Origin of the sequence: Pseudomonas sp. PDM20, assembly GCF_014852575.3 — a bacterium.
Classification (GTDB): Bacteria; Pseudomonadota; Gammaproteobacteria; order Pseudomonadales; family Pseudomonadaceae; genus Pseudomonas.
On the sequence record NZ_CM181224.1, the window covers coordinates 5,492,298 to 5,510,192 of the forward strand.

Below are 17,895 nucleotides of genomic sequence, written 5' to 3' on the forward strand. Positions count from 1 at the left end.
CGCTAGCGCGGCAGGTTCACGGTACGGACGTTCAGGTAGTCGATGCGGAGGCCGCGAATGGCCTGGGAACCGACGTCGGTGCCGCTGATGTTCAGGTTGCCGATGCTGATATTGCTCTTCTGCACGTTCTGGTAGAAGGCCTCGTGGTTGGCCCAGGTGACGCCCGGCGCGCTGAGCATCAGGTCGCCGTTGCTGGCCACCGAGAGCGTCGCCGGCTGGTAGTTGGCGTCGCCCAGGTTGAGGTCGAAGTAGACGTTCTTGGCCACCACCTTGTTGGTGTCGGCACAATTCTCGCAGCCGGCAATGATCAGCTTGTCGGCGTACATCTGCAGGCTCATGGAGGCCTTCAGGCCAGCGGCGTCGCCCCACAGGTTGAGGTAGGAGCCGTTGAGGGTGAAGTTTTCCAGGGCGATGGAGAAGAAGTCGGTACGGGTGGTGGTGGCGCCCGCGCTGCCGTTGCTGTTGTAGGCGGTGCTGGGCAGGGTGAACTTGGTGGCGATACCGATATCCAGCCCCTGGATACGGGTGCCGGAGGAGTTCTGCATGGCGTTGGCCACCAGTTGCACCGTGGAGACGTTCTTCTCGGTACGGCTGATGGTGCCGCTGACGCAGGTGGTGGCGCTGCCACCTTGCGCGCCGCAGAGCTGGACGAACTTGTCGTAGTCGCTGGCGCGCTGGCTCAGGGTGACGCCGTTGCGGCTGACCGACCAGGAGGCGCTGAGGTCCTGCTGCGCCTTGGTGAGGTCGGAGGTGCTGCTGGCGTACTTGTCCACCGAGTCGTTGTAAGCCTTCACCCCCGAGTTGCTGCTGCAACCGACGATGCCGCCGCAACTGTACTTCTCGCCGAAGTCCGGCTTGTTGGTACAGGCGATGCCCAGGACGGTATCGCAGACCCTGGCCGGAGCTACGTTGAAGGTGCTCTGCATGGTGCTGTAGTTGTTCTTCTGCACCACCTGCGCGGCATCCACCGTCGCCTTGCGCTGGTTGACCACCACCATGTCGGCGTCGATGCCGCTCTTGAGCGTCACCATGTTGTTCGAATAGGTGGTCAGCAGCGTGTTGCGCTGGGTCTTCAGGGCGTCCAGCTCGGCGTTGATCTTGTTGGTCGCCTGGGCCGGGTTGGTGCAACCGGCGTCGCCATACAGGCAGCCCTGGTAATAGGACCAGAGGCCGAACTTGTGGGTGTCGTTGATCGGGTCGGTCCAGGTCGGCGTCATCAGTTGCAGCGCTTCCTGGTTGGCCGGGATGTTCAGCCCCGCCTTGTACTTCACCGGGCCGAGGGTGAAGGGGTGCATGGGCGTGCCGACGTAGGCCTTGGTGTCGAGGGTGCCGCGCTGGCTGCCGGCGCCTTTTATATAGGCGCCGGTGATATCCACCTGCACATCCTGGTTGGCGCTGTTCTTCACCCCGGTGATCTTCGAGGTGGCCGTAGCCTGGTCGTAGCTGAAGCCATCGATGAAGAAGCCCAGGCCGGCGCCGCTGACCTCTTCCAGTTGATCATCATCCAGGGCCTTCATGCCCAGCGCCGGCAGGCTGACCAGGCAACCGGCGAGACAGGCAGCTACCGCTGCGCGCCAGCTCATGTCAGCAGCCCGCCGCCTGCGAACCCATGCAGGTGGACTGCCGGGGCAGGCCGCGCAGGGCGTCGTAGAGGTTGATCAGGATCGGGTATACGGCGTCCGCACCGCTGCCCACCTTCGGGAAGTTGGCGAAGGCACCGGACTGGGTGTTGACGAAGTTGCCGGCGTTGGCGAGGTCCTGCCAGGGCACGTTCTGGTTCTGCAGGGAGAAGAAGATGCCCTGGGCGCCGGTGTTGATGTCGGTGGAGCCCGGCTTGCCGATGTAGATGGTCTTGTAGTTGGTCAGATCGAAGCAGGTCGTCAGGCCCAGCGCCTGGCAGTTGCTGGTGGTGGACAGGGTCGGGATCAGCGAGGCGATCAGGCCGCCGGCGTCGGAATGCAGCGAGTCACCCTTGGCGATACCGATCTGCTCGGCGCGGTTGATCGGCTGGCCGTTGATCGTGGCCTCGCCAGTGCCGCCCTTGAGCAGCACCACGTCAGCGTACACCGGGGTATCGCCGGCCACGGCCAGCGCCAGGCAGTTGATGATGTTCGGGCAACCGTTGCGGGTGTAGTAGTCGTAGGCGATGGAGGCCGGGCCGTAGATCTGCCCCTGCAGGTTGCCGGTGATCGACAGGATGTCGCCGGAGAGATCGCCCTGCGCCTTGCCGAAGCCGACCCGCGCGCCTACCAATTGGCGTACGCCGTTGTTGGTCTGGAAGGCGAACTCGACGTAGGGATCGCGGATCTGGAACGGCACCACCTTGGCATCCGGGGAGTTGGCGTTGTCCACCCGGCCCAGGGCGAAGTTGTTGATCAGGATGTCCGCCGGCTGGCCGGAGACGGTGGTCGAGCCGGTGCGGCTGTAGTTGCCCAGGCTCAACTGGTCGATGTTGGTCAGCAGGCTGACGTCGGCGCCGAAGTTGAGCCGGGTGTACTGGTAGTTCTGGTAGGTGGAAGCGTCGACGGTGAGCATCGCGCCCTGGCCGGAGATGGCGGACAGCTCTTCATCGTCCATCGACTGCATGCGCGCCTGGGCGGAAAAGGCCAGCAGGCCGCCGCAGAGCAAGGCTAGGGCACGCATGAGCGGACCGGAGGACTGACGCATGGCACTCTCCTTTCCTGGCTCCCTGTTCGCGGGCGCCTGTTGTTATTCGTCGGGCGTATCGGGTCAGCGAACAGGTCGAGACTCGGCACCGTGATGCCACTATAGGAATTCACCCGCCACGGCGGGCCGACCCATAGTCGAGTAAATCGCTCCGAACGATAGACGAGGAAAGGAAAGTCCGGGCCGGGTTGTTACCCATCGTCACACCGGGGTGACAGCTTCGGGCAATCGGCGGCTCACTGGTGGCGGAACAGGCCGATCAGGTGCTCGGCGATCGCGCCCTTGATGGCGTCGAGGTTCAGCCGCGAATGGGCCTGCAGCTTGGCCGTATTCAAGCGGTGCAGGTGCAGCGAGGGCATGCGCGCCTCGTACTCGCGCAGGTCGCCCTTCACCAGTACCGGCAGGAAGATTTCCCCACGCATGCGGTAACGGTTGATCAGCAGCTTCAGGCCGTCCTGGAAGGGCAGCTCGCGCGAGGCCACCAGCCGGTGCTCGCCGGGAATCTTCAGGTACAGGCCGCTGTAGCCCATGGTCTCGCCGGGCAGGATGTGGATGCCGGTGGGCTCCACCGCATCACCGGGGATGTCGTGGAAGGTGTCGAACCAGGCCTGTTCGTCCGGGAGAATGGTGATGCCGCCTTCCTGGCTCTCCGGGATCACGAAGCTGTAATTGCTGTAGAGCTTCTCGACGTACGACGAGTAGATGCACAAGCGATTCTCGAAGCGCTGCAGGAAGGCGATGGCTTCGTTGCGATCGGTGATCGCATCCAGGTCCCAGTCGAGATCGTTCTGGCGTTCCAGTTCGGCCCAACGGGCTTTGGCGAGTGCGGCGTCGTAAGTCATCTGCGTAAATCAGACTCTGATATCTAGGTCTCTGGTAAGGACTTTGGCAAAAAACTTGCCAGAAAATTCAGCCATTTAGGCCCCATTTTCCGTGAGATACGTCACACGGGCGCTGATGGTGCAGTCGCAAACTGACGCGTTTCGTCACCCTGTCCGCCAGGGGTAAGCCTTTGCAGTACAATCGCTCCCTTTGTTCATTCCGGGCCCAACCAAGCCGATGATCGACCCACGACGCGTACTACGCGCCCTCGCCGAACACTGGGTGCTGCTCGAACCGCTGTGCGAGCGCTTCGACGCCGGCACCCTGAGCCTGGTGGAGCTGCGCATCCAGCTCACCAGCCAGTTGCCCGACAGCACCCCGGTGGACATCACCGCCCTGCTCGACCAGTGGGTCCGCCTGGACATCCTCGTCCCGGTGGCCAAGAGCCCCAACCGCTTCGAGCTGAACGCACAGATCCACGACTTCCTCGCCTACCTGCGCCAGGAACACCGTCTGGGTCTGTGCCTGGAGATCGAAGCCTACCTGCGCCACCTCGAGCGTCTGGCCGGCTACATCCGCGAAGCTTTCGAAGCACGCGACGGCAACGACCTGGCCCGCCAGCTGCGCCTGCTCGACATGCGCGTGCGCGACGTGCTGAAGAAGCTCGCCAACGATGAACAGGCGCTGGTCGCCGTGGCCGAACGCGCCAAGACCCAGGACCGGCAGATTCCGCTGCGCCAGCGCTACGCGGAAGTCCTGGCGACCTGGGACGAGTACGTCGAGCCGATGATCCAGCTGGTCTCCGCCGACGGCGCCTTCGAACAGGGCGTGCATCGCGTGGAGCAGGTGCTGCTGCGCCTGCTCAGCGAACAGGCGCGCCTCGGTCAGCTGGTTGACGACGACCAGCTGCTGCGCACCCACGCGCGCATCCTGGAAATGCAAACCACCGCCCAGCTCACCCTGCGCCGCGCCCGCGAACTGCTGCTGCCGCTGCGCGAGGAAGCGCGCCGGCACAACGCGATCACCCGTGGCGCCGCGCTGGCCCTGTCGGTCATCCGCCGCAAGGGCATCGACGCAGTGCCGCAGGCTGCCCTGCCGATGTTCACCCGGCCGCAGAGCAACTTCCTCGGTACCGCCTCGCAGGTCGAGAGCTACGTCTTCGCCCTCGCCAGCTTCCAGCCAAAGCCGGCGCACTTCCCCAAGGCCAGCGGCAATCGCAAGAGCGACGGCCCGCAGCGCTCGCCGCGCACTGCCCGGGAAATGCTCGACCGCTGCCAGGCCGCGCTGCCGCTGCCGGACCTCATGCAGTGGCTGCTGGAACAGGAGCCCGAAGGCGCGACCGACGAACTGCTCTACTGGTTCTCGCGTCTGTCGCGCGATGCCCGCTTCCAGCGCGACCGCCTTGATCGCCGCCAATACGACACTCTCCAGCACAGCGTCAGCCTGTGCTCCTTCGCCCTGATCGCCGGCTCGACCGCTGGCAAGGACAGCAAGAGCGAATCGCATGCAGATTAATCTCACCGAAATGACCCAGCTCGCGCCGATCTTCCGCGAGCTGTTCAAGGGCTTCCACGTCAGCCGCCGCGACCCGGAACTGTACAGCCAGCTGTCGAACCAGCAGGACGCCTACCGCGCGCTGTTCCGCAGCCTGGGCTACGAACTGGTCTGCGATACCCGCGGCTTCTACTACTTCGTCCCCGAGCAGGTCGGCGCCCAGGTGAACAAGACCGCCCAGCGCCTGGCGCTGTTCACCTTCATCCTCGTCGAGCACCTGGCCGACCAGGGCCGCGACCCGCTGGCCGTCCTCGACGGCGGCAGCATCGGCCGCGACGAGCTGCCGCCGCTGCTGGAGAAATACCGCGACCTGTTCCTGCAGGCCGAGGTGACCACCCAGGAAGAACTGGAAGAGAAGGTCATGCGCCGCCTCACCCAGCTCGGCTTCGCCGCCGAGGACAACGGCGTGTACCGCTTCCTGCCGCCGATCCACCGCTTCCTCGACGTCTGCCTGTCGGTCCAGCAGGACCGCGACCTGGCCGCCAACCTGCACGCCAGTGAAATGCAGTTCAGCGCTCCGGTGCTGATGGAAGAAGACGACGAGCCGGTGGTGATCCTCGAAAGCTATACCGCCGATGCCGACGAAGAGATTGTTGCCATCAGCGAACCCGTCGAGGCCGCTGCCGTTGAAGCTGCCGCCGACGCCGCCATTGAAGACGAGAGCGAAGAAGACGCCCTCGCCCGCGCCATTGCCGAAGAACAAGCCGACATGGAGGCCCAGGCATGACCCAGGAACGCTACGGCATCCGCCGCTTCGCCCTGCTCAATACCGCCGGCTACAGCCTCGGCATTTTCCCGCTGGAGCAGCCGCTGTCGGTGTACGGCGCGAACAACCTCGGCAAGTCGGCATCGATCAACGCGCTGCAGTTCCCGATCCTCGCGCGCATGTCTGACATGAGCTTCGGCAAGTACAGCCTGGAAGCCTCGCGCAAGTTCTACTTCGCCACTGACACCAGCTACATCCTGGTCGAACTGGACCTGCCCAACGGCCGCCATGTGATCGGCGTCGGCGGTCGCGGTCCGGGCGGCGGCTTCGGCCACCAGTTCTTCGCCTACCAGGGCGAGCTGGACCTGGAGCACTACCAGAAGAACGGCACCTGCCTGCGCCTGCGCGAGCTGTACGCGAACCTCGAGCGCGAGGGCATCAAGTCCTACGAGCTCAAGCCCGACGAGCTGCGCCGCCTGTTGGTTGGCGGCCACACCTCGATCCCGCTGGACTTGACCCTGATCCCGCTGCGTTCCACCAGTGAACAGAGCCTGAAGACCTTCCGCTCGCTGTTCATCAACCTGCTGCACATGCGCGAGATCACCGCGGCCAAGCTCAAGCAGCTGTTCCTCGATGCCTTCGAGCACAGCCTGCGCTCGGGCAGCGTCGACTACATCGCCGCCTGCGAGGAAGCCTTCCGCGACGTGCGCCGCATGGAGGGCGACTACCAGGCCCTGGTCGCCGCCGGCCCACTGGTCGAGGCCCTGGCCAATGGCGTGCAGCAGCGCGAACTGCTGCGCGGCAAGATGCACCGTCTCTCGCCGCTGCTGGATAACCTGCTGGGCACCTGGGAAGACTATTCCGGCGCGCGCAAGGAAGAGCTGGTCATCCAATCCGAGCATTACCGCCGCGAGCAGGACGGGCTACAGAACGAGCAGCGCGGCAGCACCGCCGAACTGATGCGCCTGGAGCGCGAGATCAGCGAAATCCAGCGCTGGATGGGCGAACTGGCCGTACTGAAGAACCGCTTCGCGCTGGTCGACGACGTCAAGGTGCTGGAGCAGCAGCTGCTCGCCGCCAAGGACGCCCACGACGAACTGGCCGGCGCCCTGGCGCACTCCCGGCAGTTCTCCAGCGAAGACCTGGAAGAGCGCATGCGCGACCTGGAGAAGCGCCTCAAAGGCGTCCGCCAGCAGCTCGAGCATGCCGACAACAACAGCTATGCCCGGCTGCGCGAGGAGTTCTCCCAGCAGGACGTCGAGCGCCTGATGCGCCTGTTCAACGGTGCACTGTTCAGCCTGCCGCTGGGCGAGAAAGGCGTGGACCTGGACGAGGCCGGCCAGTGGGTCGGCAGCGTCGAGAAGATCCTCGATGCCTTCAAGGGCGAGCGCTTCGAAGTGCCCGGCCTGACCATCGACCTCTCCACCATCGAGCCGCCGGCCCTGCAGGCCCTGGCCGACCGCGCCGCCCTGCGCGACCAGAAGGAGCGCCTGGAGAAGGAGCTCAAGCAGCTCAAGACCCAGCAGGCCGTGGCCGCCGACCGCAACGCCAGCAAGGCACAGGCGGACAAGCTGTACCAGGACGTGCTCGACGCGCAGAAGGCGCTGGAAGACTTCCGCCGCAGCCAGACCCTGAGCGCTGAAGAGCCGGGCAAGCTGGAGCAGCTCGCCCAGCTGGAAGCCACCCAGGACGAACTCAAGCGCTCCTCCGACGCCTTCACCGAACGCGTCCAGCAGCTCTCCGCCAAGCTGCAGCTGATCGGCCGCCAGCTGGCCGACATGGAAGCCAAGCAACGCACCCTCGACGACGCCCTGCGCCGCCGCCAGCTGCTGCCGGCCAACCTGCCCTTCGGCATCCCGTTCATGGACCCGGTCGACGACTCCATGGACAACCTGCTGCCGCTGCTCAACGACTACCAGGACACCTGGCAGTCACTGCAGCGCGTGGACGGCCAGATCGAGGCGCTGTATGCCCAGGTGCGCCTGAAGGGCGTGGCCAAGTTCGACAGCGAGGATGATCCGGAGCGTCGCCTGCAACTGCTGATCAACGCCTATGCGCACCGTACCGACGAAGCCATGACCCTGGCCAAGGCGCGCCGCGCGGCGGTCACCGACATCGCCCGTACCCTGCGCAACATCCGCAGCGACTACGACAACCTGGAACACCAGCTGGCGCTGTTCAACCGCGAGATCAACAAGCGCCAGGTGTCGAACCTGCAGAGCTTCCGCATCGTGCTGGCGCCGAACAAGGACGCGCTCAAGCACATCGACCAGATCATCCACAGCGCCGGCCAGTACGAAGAAGGCGAGAACCTCTCGGTCTTCGACCTGACCCAGAGCGCCGAGCAGGATGCCAAGAACGAGGAAGCCAAGGACTACCTGTCGCGCCTGGTGGCGGCGAACAACAACCAGCTCGGCCTGAAGGACCTGTTCGAGCTGGCGTTCGAGATCACCAAGATGGGCGGCCAGCCGATCATGCACACCGACATCGACGGCGCGGCATCCAACGGCACCACCATGACCATCAAGGCGCTGACCAACATGTACCTGTTGCTGCACCTGATGGACCGCGAGCAGGCCGGCCGCATCCGCCTGCCCTACTACCTCGACGAGGCGGCGGACATCGACGAACGCAATCAGTCGGCGCTGCTGGAAACCAGCCTGCAGCTGGGCTTCGTGCCCATCCTGGCGAGCGTGAAGCCGCAGGTCTCGGCCCAGGTGGCCATCGACCTGGAAGGCGGCAGCGGCCCCAACGGCATCTACATCGACGAGGCGGACTGGAAGTACATCCGCCGCCGAGATACCGAGAAGGCAGCGCATAACGACGTGGAGGCCAGCGCCGAACCGGCGTGATGCTTCTTCAGCGTTGAAAAAAGCCCCGCATTGCGGGGCTTTTTCTTTGCGCTTTTCGTAGGAGCGAGTTGAGCAATGAAAAAGGCCGCAATCGCAGCCCTTTTCCTGTTCGGCTGAACCTCAGTTCGCTTTGCCCAGCGGGATCTTCGGCGCCCAGTCCAGCCATTCGTCATTGGCCTCGTCGAACAACGCGAAGGTCTGCCCCGGCTTGGCCACCGAGCCCATCTCGGCGTTGTTCGGGGTAGCGAAGGCCACGCCGCCAGCGAGGATGGTCTCCATCGACTCGGTGCGCACTTTCACGCCCTTGAACAGTCCGGCATCCACGCCGACACCGCTGGTGTTCCAGAAGCGGCTGCCGGTCCGCACCAGCGCCGCATAGCGCGGTTCGATGAGGATGTGGATCAGCACGCGGTCAGCCGTCTCGCCCAGCTCGAAGGATGTCACCTTGCCGACCTGTACCTCGCGGTAGGTCACCGGGACGCCGGTCTTGAGCGAGCCTCGACGGGCCGCACTCAGGGTCAGGCGCAGGCCGTCGGCATCGAGCAGGCGGTTCGGCTCGCCCCCCAACAGGCTGAAGCTGGTCTGCGCCTGGCTGGGCTTGGACGCGGGGAGAACTTCGATGTACTGACCGCTGACGATGGTGCCCAGGTTGCTGACACCGGACAGACCGACCTGCGGTCCCACTACCCAGAATCGGGTGCCCTGGCGAGCGATACGATCCGCCCCGCGGGTCAGACGCGCTTTCAACTGTACGCTCTGCAGGTCCTTGCTCAGCTCCACCTGCTCCACGCGGCCTACTTCCAGGCCCTTGTAACGCAGGACGGTACCTTCCTTCAGACCGTCGGCGGTATCGGCACGCAGCTCGATCATCTGGCCCTTCAGGTGAGCATCGTCTTCGCTGTCGAACAGGGCGAAGCGACGCACCTTGGTGATCGGCGCCGCCTTGGGATCGGGCGTATCAAAGGCAATACCGCCGGCGAGCAGGGTCTGCAGCGACTCGCTCTTGAGCTTGATGCCATCCAGGCCGCCACTGATGGTGACGCCGCTGATATTCCAGAAGCGCGACGAAGTATTCACCAGCTTGGCGTACTCCGGCTCGATGTGGACACCGATGACCAGACGCGACGGGTCACGGCGGGAGAGCTGGTAGCTCTGCACGCTGCCGACCTTCATCTGGCGATAGAGAATGGGTGTACCGACTTCCAGCGAACCCAGCTGATCCGTGGTCAGCACCAGGTGCAGACCCGGTGAGTCGAGATTCAGCGGTGGCGCCTTGGGCCGGATGACGAAATCACGGGTCGGTTCCCCGTCGCTGGCAAAGCGCACATTGAGGTAGTTGCCCTTCACCAGGGCCTCGAGGCCGGTGATGCCGGCCAGCGAGATGCTCGGCTTGACCATCCAGAACTCGGTCTTGCTGTTGAGGAACTCTTCGGTGCGCGGATCCATGGACAGGGTGGCGGTGGCGCCGTTGAAGTCCTTGTCCATGTCGATGCTCTTGACCGTACCGACTTCAACACCGTTGTACATCACCGGTGTACTGCCCGGAGTCAGGCCGCTGACATCGCTGACCTTCACCTTGACGCTGAGCCCCGCTTGCGCAGCATCGTAATCCTCGTACAGACGGAAGGGCTTGGTCGGGTCGGTGGGCGGGCTGTCGGCATAGTTCTCCGGCGTGGCGAAGGCGATACCGCCGGCAGCGATGCTTGCCAGAGACTCAGTACGCAGCTTCAAGCCGCTCAGGCTGCCAGAAAGGGTGATGCCGCTGGCATTCCAGAAACGCGTGTGTTTACGCACCAGGTTGGCGTAGGCCGGCTCGATGTGGACCTTCACCTCGATGGTCTTCTGGTCTTCCGCCAGCCGGTAGCTCTTCACCTGGCCGACCTGGATCTGCCGGTAATAGATCGGACTGCCCTGCTCCAGCGAGCCCAGGCGATCAGCCTTCAACGTGAGATGCAGGCCTGGCAGGCTGTCGGAGAGCGGCGGCGGCTCCTTCAGGGCGACGAACTCCTTCTGCTGCTCGCCTTTCACCGGGTCGATCGCGATGTAGTTGCCCGAGACCAGTGTCTCCAGACCGGTGACGCCGGCGATGGAAACCCGCGGCTTGACCAGCCAGAAGCGCGTGCTCTTGCTCAGGTACTCGGCGGCCTCCTTACGCATCTCCACCATGGCGATCACGCCCAGCGTCGGTTTGTTAACGTGCAGGTCGACGACCTTGCCGACGCCGATCCCCTTGAAGATCACCTCGGTCTTGTTGGCCTGGATACCCTCGCCGCTTTCGAACTGGATCTGGATCATGATCCCCGCCTGGTCGTAGGCACGCCATGCCAGCCAGGCCCCGATCGCAAGGGCAATCAGCGGAAGGATCCAGATAGCCGACCAATTGGTGGTCTTGCGCATCTTGGGTGTTGGGAGGTCACTCATCGTTTTCTTCCGCGTCCGTGTTATCCCAGATCAGCCGGGGATCGAAAGTCACTGCAGCCAGCATGGTGAGCACCACCACGCTGGCAAATGCGGCTGCACCGAGGTTCGCCTCGATGCTGGCCAGGTTACCGAAGTTCACCAGCGTCACCAGGATCGCGATGACGAAGATGTCGAGCATCGACCAGCGACCGATCCATTCAATGAAGCGGTACATCACATTCCGTTGCAGAGCGGAAAGCGGCTGTCGCCGCTGCACCGAATACAGTAGCAGCGCAATGCCAACGAGCTTGAAGGTGGGCACCAGGATACTGGCGACGAAGACCACCGCAGCGATGGGTATCATGTCCGCATTGATAAGCTCGACCACGCCTTCCATGATCGTCGCTGGCATCCCATTACCGAGGAAGTTCACTGTCATGATCGGCAGCAGGTTCGCGGGGATGTAGAGGATCGCCGCCGTAATCAGCAGCGCCCAGGTCCGGATGATGCTGTTGGGCGTACGCTCATGCACCACGGCACCACAGCGGCTGCAGTGAGTCTCGTCATCTTTCTCGCGGCGGTTCAGCTGGTGGCATTCGCCGCACACCACGATCCCCGCATCAATGGCTCGCATCGTCGAACTCCCCGCACAGCTCGCCCCAGACCTGGTGGTGAGACATCGTGACTTCGAGCCAGACCTGGGTGAGCAGCAAGCCCACGAAGCAGGCCAGGCCAACGCTGACGTGCAGCTCCGCCATCCCTATCAGCTTGACGATCGAGACGAGGATGCCCATCAGGTATACCTCGAGCATCCCCCACTCCCGCAGATGCTGGTAGCCGCGCAGCAGCAACATGCCGTGCTCGCGCAGCGCCTTGTAGCGAATGGACACCAGCACGAACAACTGGCAGAGCAGCTTCAGCAGTGGAATTACCATGCTGCACAGGAACACCAGGAAGGCGACGCCGGCCATATTCGAGTGATACAGGCCTACGACGCCGCTCCACACGGTATCCATGCTGGTCTGGCCCAGGATGGTGATATGCATGATCGGCAGAAAGTTCGCCGGGATGTACAGAAACAGCGCCGTCAGTACCAACGCCAGGGCGCGGCGAACCATATGGGGACGGTGGATTTCCAGTTCGTATCCGCAACGCGGACAGACTGATCGATGCCCTAGGGGAACGGGCTCGCGACGCATCAGCAGGTCGCACTCGTGGCAAGCCATCAGCTCATCCAGAGGCAGGTCCTGCAAGGCATGTCCTTCGATGTCGGGCATGTAGGAACTCAGGGAAAATTTGAAAGCTATTGTAGACGACGCAACTGCGTCTCCGGTGCCCGTAGCATGCCTCAAAATTTCTGGAGAAACCTGCCAGGGATGCAGCTCTCCGCGATGCCCAGCATGCGCGGAACTTGCGCGCAGCCTTCGTCGCCCTTGCCATTTTTTCCCGCGCAAAAGCAAAACCCCCGGCCAGCGATGCTGACCAGGGGTCTTGGGATAGGAGCTTGACGATGACCTACTCTCACATGGAGAAACTCCACACTACCATCGGCGATGCGTCGTTTCACTACTGAGTTCGGGATGGGATCAGGTGGTTCCAACGCTCTATGGTCGTCAAGCAATTCTTTATGGACGCTCGTGGCAAGTGCACACGCTCATCCAGATCCGGGTATGTGACAGGTATTTGCGGTTCACACGAACTTTCGGTTCGTTACGTCTTCACCGTACAACACGCAAATTGTTTGGGTGTTATATGGTCAAGCCTCACGGGCAATTAGTATCGGTTAGCTCAACGCCTCACAGCGCTTACACACCCGACCTATCAACGTCGTAGTCTTCGACGGCCCTTCAGGGGAATCAAGTTCCCAGTGAGATCTCATCTTGAGGCTAGTTTCCCGCTTAGATGCTTTCAGCGGTTATCTATTCCGAACATAGCTACCCGGCAATGCCACTGGCGTGACAACCGGAACACCAGAGGTTCGTCCACTCCGGTCCTCTCGTACTAGGAGCAGCCCCTCTCAAATCTCAAACGTCCACGGCAGATAGGGACCGAACTGTCTCACGACGTTCTAAACCCAGCTCGCGTACCACTTTAAATGGCGAACAGCCATACCCTTGGGACCGGCTTCAGCCCCAGGATGTGATGAGCCGACATCGAGGTGCCAAACACCGCCGTCGATATGAACTCTTGGGCGGTATCAGCCTGTTATCCCCGGAGTACCTTTTATCCGTTGAGCGATGGCCCTTCCATACAGAACCACCGGATCACTAAGACCTACTTTCGTACCTGCTCGACGTGTCTGTCTCGCAGTCAAGCGCGCTTTTGCCTTTATACTCTACGACCGATTTCCGACCGGTCTGAGCGCACCTTCGTACTCCTCCGTTACTCTTTAGGAGGAGACCGCCCCAGTCAAACTGCCCACCATACACTGTCCTCGATCCGGATAACGGACCAGAGTTAGAACCTCAAGCATGCCAGGGTGGTATTTCAAGGATGGCTCCACGCAGACTGGCGTCCACGCTTCAAAGCCTCCCACCTATCCTACACAAGCAGGCTCAAAGTCCAGTGCAAAGCTACAGTAAAGGTTCACGGGGTCTTTCCGTCTAGCCGCGGATACACTGCATCTTCACAGCGATTTCAATTTCACTGAGTCTCGGGTGGAGACAGCGCCGCCATCGTTACGCCATTCGTGCAGGTCGGAACTTACCCGACAAGGAATTTCGCTACCTTAGGACCGTTATAGTTACGGCCGCCGTTTACCGGGGCTTCGATCAAGAGCTTCGCTTTCGCTAACCCCATCAATTAACCTTCCGGCACCGGGCAGGCGTCACACCCTATACGTCCACTTTCGTGTTTGCAGAGTGCTGTGTTTTTAATAAACAGTCGCAGCGGCCTGGTATCTTCGACCGGCATGGGCTTACGCAGTAAATACTTCACCCTCGCCGGCGCACCTTCTCCCGAAGTTACGGTGCCATTTTGCCTAGTTCCTTCACCCGAGTTCTCTCAAGCGCCTTGGTATTCTCTACCCAACCACCTGTGTCGGTTTGGGGTACGGTTCCTAGTTACCTGAAGCTTAGAAGCTTTTCCTGGAAGCATGGCATCAACCACTTCATCATCTGAAAGATGACTCGTCATCAGCTCTCGGCATTAACACCCCGGATTTACCTAAGATCTCTGCCTACCACCTTAAACTTGGACAACCAACGCCAAGCTGGCCTAGCCTTCTCCGTCCCTCCATCGCAGTAACTAGAAGTACAGGAATATTAACCTGTTTCCCATCGACTACGCTCTTCAGCCTCGCCTTAGGGACCGACTAACCCTGCGTCGATTAACGTTGCGCAGGAACCCTTGGTCTTTCGGCGTGGGAGTTTTTCACTCCCATTGTCGTTACTCATGTCAGCATTCGCACTTCTGATACCTCCAGCAAGCTTCTCAACTCACCTTCACAGGCTTACAGAACGCTCCTCTACCGCGCATCTTGCGATGCACCCGTAGCTTCGGTGTATGGTTTGAGCCCCGTTACATCTTCCGCGCAGGCCGACTCGACTAGTGAGCTATTACGCTTTCTTTAAAGGGTGGCTGCTTCTAAGCCAACCTCCTAGCTGTCTAAGCCTTCCCACATCGTTTACCACTTAACCATAACTTTGGGACCTTAGCTGACGGTCTGGGTTGTTTCCCTTTTCACGACGGACGTTAGCACCCGCCGTGTGTCTCCCACGCTGACACTTCCAGGTATTCGGAGTTTGCATCGGTTTGGTAAGTCGGGATGACCCCCTAGCCGAAACAGTGCTCTACCCCCTGGAGTGATACGTGAGGCGCTACCTAAATAGCTTTCGAGGAGAACCAGCTATCTCCGAGCTTGATTAGCCTTTCACTCCGATCCACAAGTCATCCCCTACCTTTTCAACGGGAGTGGGTTCGGTCCTCCAGTCAGTGTTACCTAACCTTCAACCTGCTCATGGATAGATCGCCCGGTTTCGGGTCTATACCCAGCGACTAAAACGCCCTATTAAGACTCGCTTTCGCTACGCCTTCCCTATACGGTTAAGCTCGCCACTGAATATAAGTCGCTGACCCATTATACAAAAGGTACGCAGTCACCTAACAAAGTAGGCTCCCACTGCTTGTACGCATACGGTTTCAGGTTCTATTTCACTCCCCTCTCCGGGGTTCTTTTCGCCTTTCCCTCACGGTACTGGTTCACTATCGGTCAGTCAGTAGTATTTAGCCTTGGAGGATGGTCCCCCCATATTCAGACAAAGTTTCTCGTGCTCCGTCCTACTCGATTTCACTTCAAAGAACCTTTCACATACGGGGCTATCACCCACTATGGCCGCACTTTCCAGAGCGTTCTGTTAGATTCAAAGAAGCTTAAGGGCTAATCCCCGTTCGCTCGCCACTACTAAGGGAATCTCGGTTGATTTCTTTTCCTCAGGGTACTTAGATGTTTCAGTTCCCCTGGTTCGCCTCTTACACCTATGTATTCAGTGCAAGATACCTAACTTATGCTAGGTGGGTTTCCCCATTCAGAGATCTCCGGATCAAAGTCTGTTTGCCGACTCCCCGAAGCTTATCGCAGGCTACCACGTCTTTCATCGCCTCTGACTGCCAAGGCATCCACCGTATGCGCTTCTTCACTTGACCATATAACCCCAAGCAATCTGGTTATTGTCTCGAACGTGAAGACGACATTCGCCGAAAATTCGCGCTTGAACTCGCAAATTTTACCTTGACTTGAATAATCACCAGTGAAAGAGATTATTCAGTCTACTTCTATCACATACCCAAATTTTTAAAGAACAGTTCTGGCACAAAGACCAGACATCAATGTTCGTTCAACCTGAACATTCATGTCTGAGCTTTCGACGATTAATGGTGGAGCCAAGGAGGATCGAACTCCTGACCTCCTGCGTGCAAAGCAGGCGCTCTCCCAGCTGAGCTATGGCCCCATCGGATCAGCAGCACACCACAACAATTGGTGGGTCTGGGCAGATTCGAACTGCCGACCTCACCCTTATCAGGGGTGCGCTCTAACCAACTGAGCTACAGACCCAATCGTCTAACCAGTGAATCAAGCAATTCGTGTGGGAGCTTATGAAGAAGCTGAGATCTTCGATTAAGGAGGTGATCCAGCCGCAGGTTCCCCTACGGCTACCTTGTTACGACTTCACCCCAGTCATGAATCACTCCGTGGTAACCGTCCCCCTTGCGGTTAGACTAGCTACTTCTGGAGCAACCCACTCCCATGGTGTGACGGGCGGTGTGTACAAGGCCCGGGAACGTATTCACCGTGACATTCTGATTCACGATTACTAGCGATTCCGACTTCACGCAGTCGAGTTGCAGACTGCGATCCGGACTACGATCGGTTTTATGGGATTAGCTCCACCTCGCGGCTTGGCAACCCTCTGTACCGACCATTGTAGCACGTGTGTAGCCCTGGCCGTAAGGGCCATGATGACTTGACGTCATCCCCACCTTCCTCCGGTTTGTCACCGGCAGTCTCCTTAGAGTGCCCACCATAACGTGCTGGTAACTAAGGACAAGGGTTGCGCTCGTTACGGGACTTAACCCAACATCTCACGACACGAGCTGACGACAGCCATGCAGCACCTGTGTTCCGATTCCCGAAGGCACTCTCGCATCTCTGCAAGATTCCGGACATGTCAAGGCCAGGTAAGGTTCTTCGCGTTGCTTCGAATTAAACCACATGCTCCACCGCTTGTGCGGGCCCCCGTCAATTCATTTGAGTTTTAACCTTGCGGCCGTACTCCCCAGGCGGTCGACTTATCGCGTTAGCTGCGCCACTAAGATCTCAAGGATCCCAACGGCTAGTCGACATCGTTTACGGCGTGGACTACCAGGGTATCTAATCCTGTTTGCTCCCCACGCTTTCGCACCTCAGTGTCAGTATCAGTCCAGGTGGTCGCCTTCGCCACTGGTGTTCCTTCCTATATCTACGCATTTCACCGCTACACAGGAAATTCCACCACCCTCTACCGTACTCTAGTCAGGCAGTTATGGATGCAGTTCCCAGGTTGAGCCCGGGGATTTCACATCCATCTTACCAAACCACCTACGCGCGCTTTACGCCCAGTAATTCCGATTAACGCTTGCACCCTTCGTATTACCGCGGCTGCTGGCACGAAGTTAGCCGGTGCTTATTCTGTTGGTAACGTCAAAACAGCAAGGTATTAACTTACTGCCCTTCCTCCCAACTTAAAGTGCTTTACAATCCGAAGACCTTCTTCACACACGCGGCATGGCTGGATCAGGCTTTCGCCCATTGTCCAATATTCCCCACTGCTGCCTCCCGTAGGAGTCTGGACCGTGTCTCAGTTCCAGTGTGACTGATCATCCTCTCAGACCAGTTACGGATCGTCGCCTTGGTAGGCCTTTACCCCACCAACTAGCTAATCCGACCTAGGCTCATCTGATAGCGCAAGGCCCGAAGGTCCCCTGCTTTCTCCCGTAGGACGTATGCGGTATTAGCGTTCCTTTCGAAACGTTGTCCCCCACTACCAGGCAGATTCCTAGGCATTACTCACCCGTCCGCCGCTGAATCCGGGAGCAAGCTCCCATCATCCGCTCGACTTGCATGTGTTAGGCCTGCCGCCAGCGTTCAATCTGAGCCATGATCAAACTCTTCAGTTCAATACTGCTTGGGTTTTGAGAAAACCCTAAACTTGGCTCAGCAATCGCATGCTCAATTTAATGAGCTAAAACTCTCGAATTCACGAGTGTTACTTGCGTTGCTGATAATCAGTCGATCATCAGTCTTACATCACAAGCACCCACACGAATTGCTTGATTCAACTTGTTAAAGAGCGTTTGGCTGAGGCTTTCGTCTCAACCGAGGCGCGCATTCTACGCTAACCTCTTCTTCCGTCAAGC

9 protein-coding genes, 2 tRNA genes and 3 rRNA genes are annotated in these 17,895 nt (G+C 60.3%); 3 read left to right on the forward strand and 11 right to left on the reverse strand.

The features are described 5' to 3' along the window. Nucleotides 1–2: 2 nt before the first annotated feature. The 3 genes from IB261_RS25305 to IB261_RS25315 form a co-directional block, all read right to left on the reverse strand. Nucleotides 3–1,583: a hypothetical protein gene (locus IB261_RS25305; RefSeq protein ID WP_192380906.1), complete on the reverse strand. Its 1,581-nt coding sequence runs from the start codon at nucleotides 1,581–1,583 to the stop codon at nucleotides 3–5. Between the two features lies 1 nt (nucleotide 1,584). Then, nucleotides 1,585–2,667: a hypothetical protein gene (locus IB261_RS25310; RefSeq protein WP_151188342.1), complete on the reverse strand. Its 1,083-nt coding sequence runs from the start codon at nucleotides 2,665–2,667 to the stop codon at nucleotides 1,585–1,587. A 236-nt stretch (nucleotides 2,668–2,903) separates the two neighbouring features. After that, nucleotides 2,904–3,509: a hypothetical protein gene (locus IB261_RS25315; RefSeq protein WP_192380905.1), complete on the reverse strand. Its 606-nt coding sequence runs from the start codon at nucleotides 3,507–3,509 to the stop codon at nucleotides 2,904–2,906. A 217-nt stretch (nucleotides 3,510–3,726) separates the two neighbouring features. On the opposite strand from IB261_RS25315, the gene mksB reads away from it, so the two are divergent. The 3 genes from mksB to mksF are packed head-to-tail and all read left to right on the forward strand — an operon-like array spanning nucleotide 3,727 to nucleotide 8,601. Further along, nucleotides 3,727–5,004 (forward strand): Mks condensin complex protein MksB, encoded by a 1,278-nt coding sequence (gene mksB, locus IB261_RS25320; protein ID WP_192380904.1) that lies wholly within the window; start codon nucleotides 3,727–3,729, stop codon nucleotides 5,002–5,004. Beyond that, on the forward strand, nucleotides 4,994–5,770 hold the full coding sequence (gene mksE / locus IB261_RS25325) for an Mks condensin complex protein MksE (protein WP_192380903.1): 777 nt from the start codon (nucleotides 4,994–4,996) through the stop codon (nucleotides 5,768–5,770). Before mksB ends, mksE begins: the two co-directional genes overlap by 11 nt. After that, on the forward strand, nucleotides 5,767–8,601 hold the full coding sequence (mksF, locus tag IB261_RS25330; protein ID WP_192380902.1) for an Mks condensin complex protein MksF: 2,835 nt from the start codon (nucleotides 5,767–5,769) through the stop codon (nucleotides 8,599–8,601). The genes mksE and mksF overlap by 4 nt, the downstream gene beginning before the upstream one ends. A 120-nt stretch (nucleotides 8,602–8,721) precedes the next feature. On the opposite strand, the gene IB261_RS25335 is transcribed toward mksF, so the two are convergent. The 8 genes from IB261_RS25335 to IB261_RS25370 all read right to left on the reverse strand — a co-directional run bounded on the left by IB261_RS25335 (nucleotide 8,722) and on the right by IB261_RS25370 (nucleotide 17,655). Then, nucleotides 8,722–11,022 carry a PqiB family protein gene (locus IB261_RS25335; RefSeq protein ID WP_192223831.1) on the reverse strand — a complete coding sequence of 767 codons (2,301 nt, stop codon included), beginning with the start codon at nucleotides 11,020–11,022 and terminating at the stop codon, nucleotides 8,722–8,724. Then, nucleotides 11,015–11,635, reverse strand: a complete 621-nt coding sequence (locus tag IB261_RS25340; RefSeq protein ID WP_192223830.1) for a paraquat-inducible protein A — start codon at nucleotides 11,633–11,635, stop codon at nucleotides 11,015–11,017. Before IB261_RS25340 ends, IB261_RS25335 begins: the two co-directional genes overlap by 8 nt. After that, nucleotides 11,622–12,278, reverse strand: coding sequence for a paraquat-inducible protein A (locus IB261_RS25345; protein WP_081516420.1), 657 nt, complete (start codon nucleotides 12,276–12,278; stop codon nucleotides 11,622–11,624). Before IB261_RS25345 ends, IB261_RS25340 begins: the two co-directional genes overlap by 14 nt. 225 nt (nucleotides 12,279–12,503) lie before the next feature. Then, a 5S ribosomal RNA gene (rrf, locus tag IB261_RS25350) occupies nucleotides 12,504–12,619 on the reverse strand. 134 nt (nucleotides 12,620–12,753) lie between these two features. Continuing rightward, nucleotides 12,754–15,645, reverse strand: a 23S ribosomal RNA gene (locus tag IB261_RS25355). Nucleotides 15,646–15,874: 229 nt separating this feature from the next. Next, nucleotides 15,875–15,950: transfer RNA gene (locus IB261_RS25360), tRNA-Ala, on the reverse strand. Nucleotides 15,951–15,977: 27 nt separating this feature from the next. After that, nucleotides 15,978–16,054: transfer RNA gene (locus IB261_RS25365), tRNA-Ile, on the reverse strand. Nucleotides 16,055–16,118: 64 nt separating this feature from the next. Further along, nucleotides 16,119–17,655 (reverse strand): 16S ribosomal RNA (locus tag IB261_RS25370). The 16S, 23S and 5S rRNA genes sit together here with 2 tRNA genes alongside, the layout of an rRNA operon. Nucleotides 17,656–17,895: the final 240 nt, after the last annotated feature.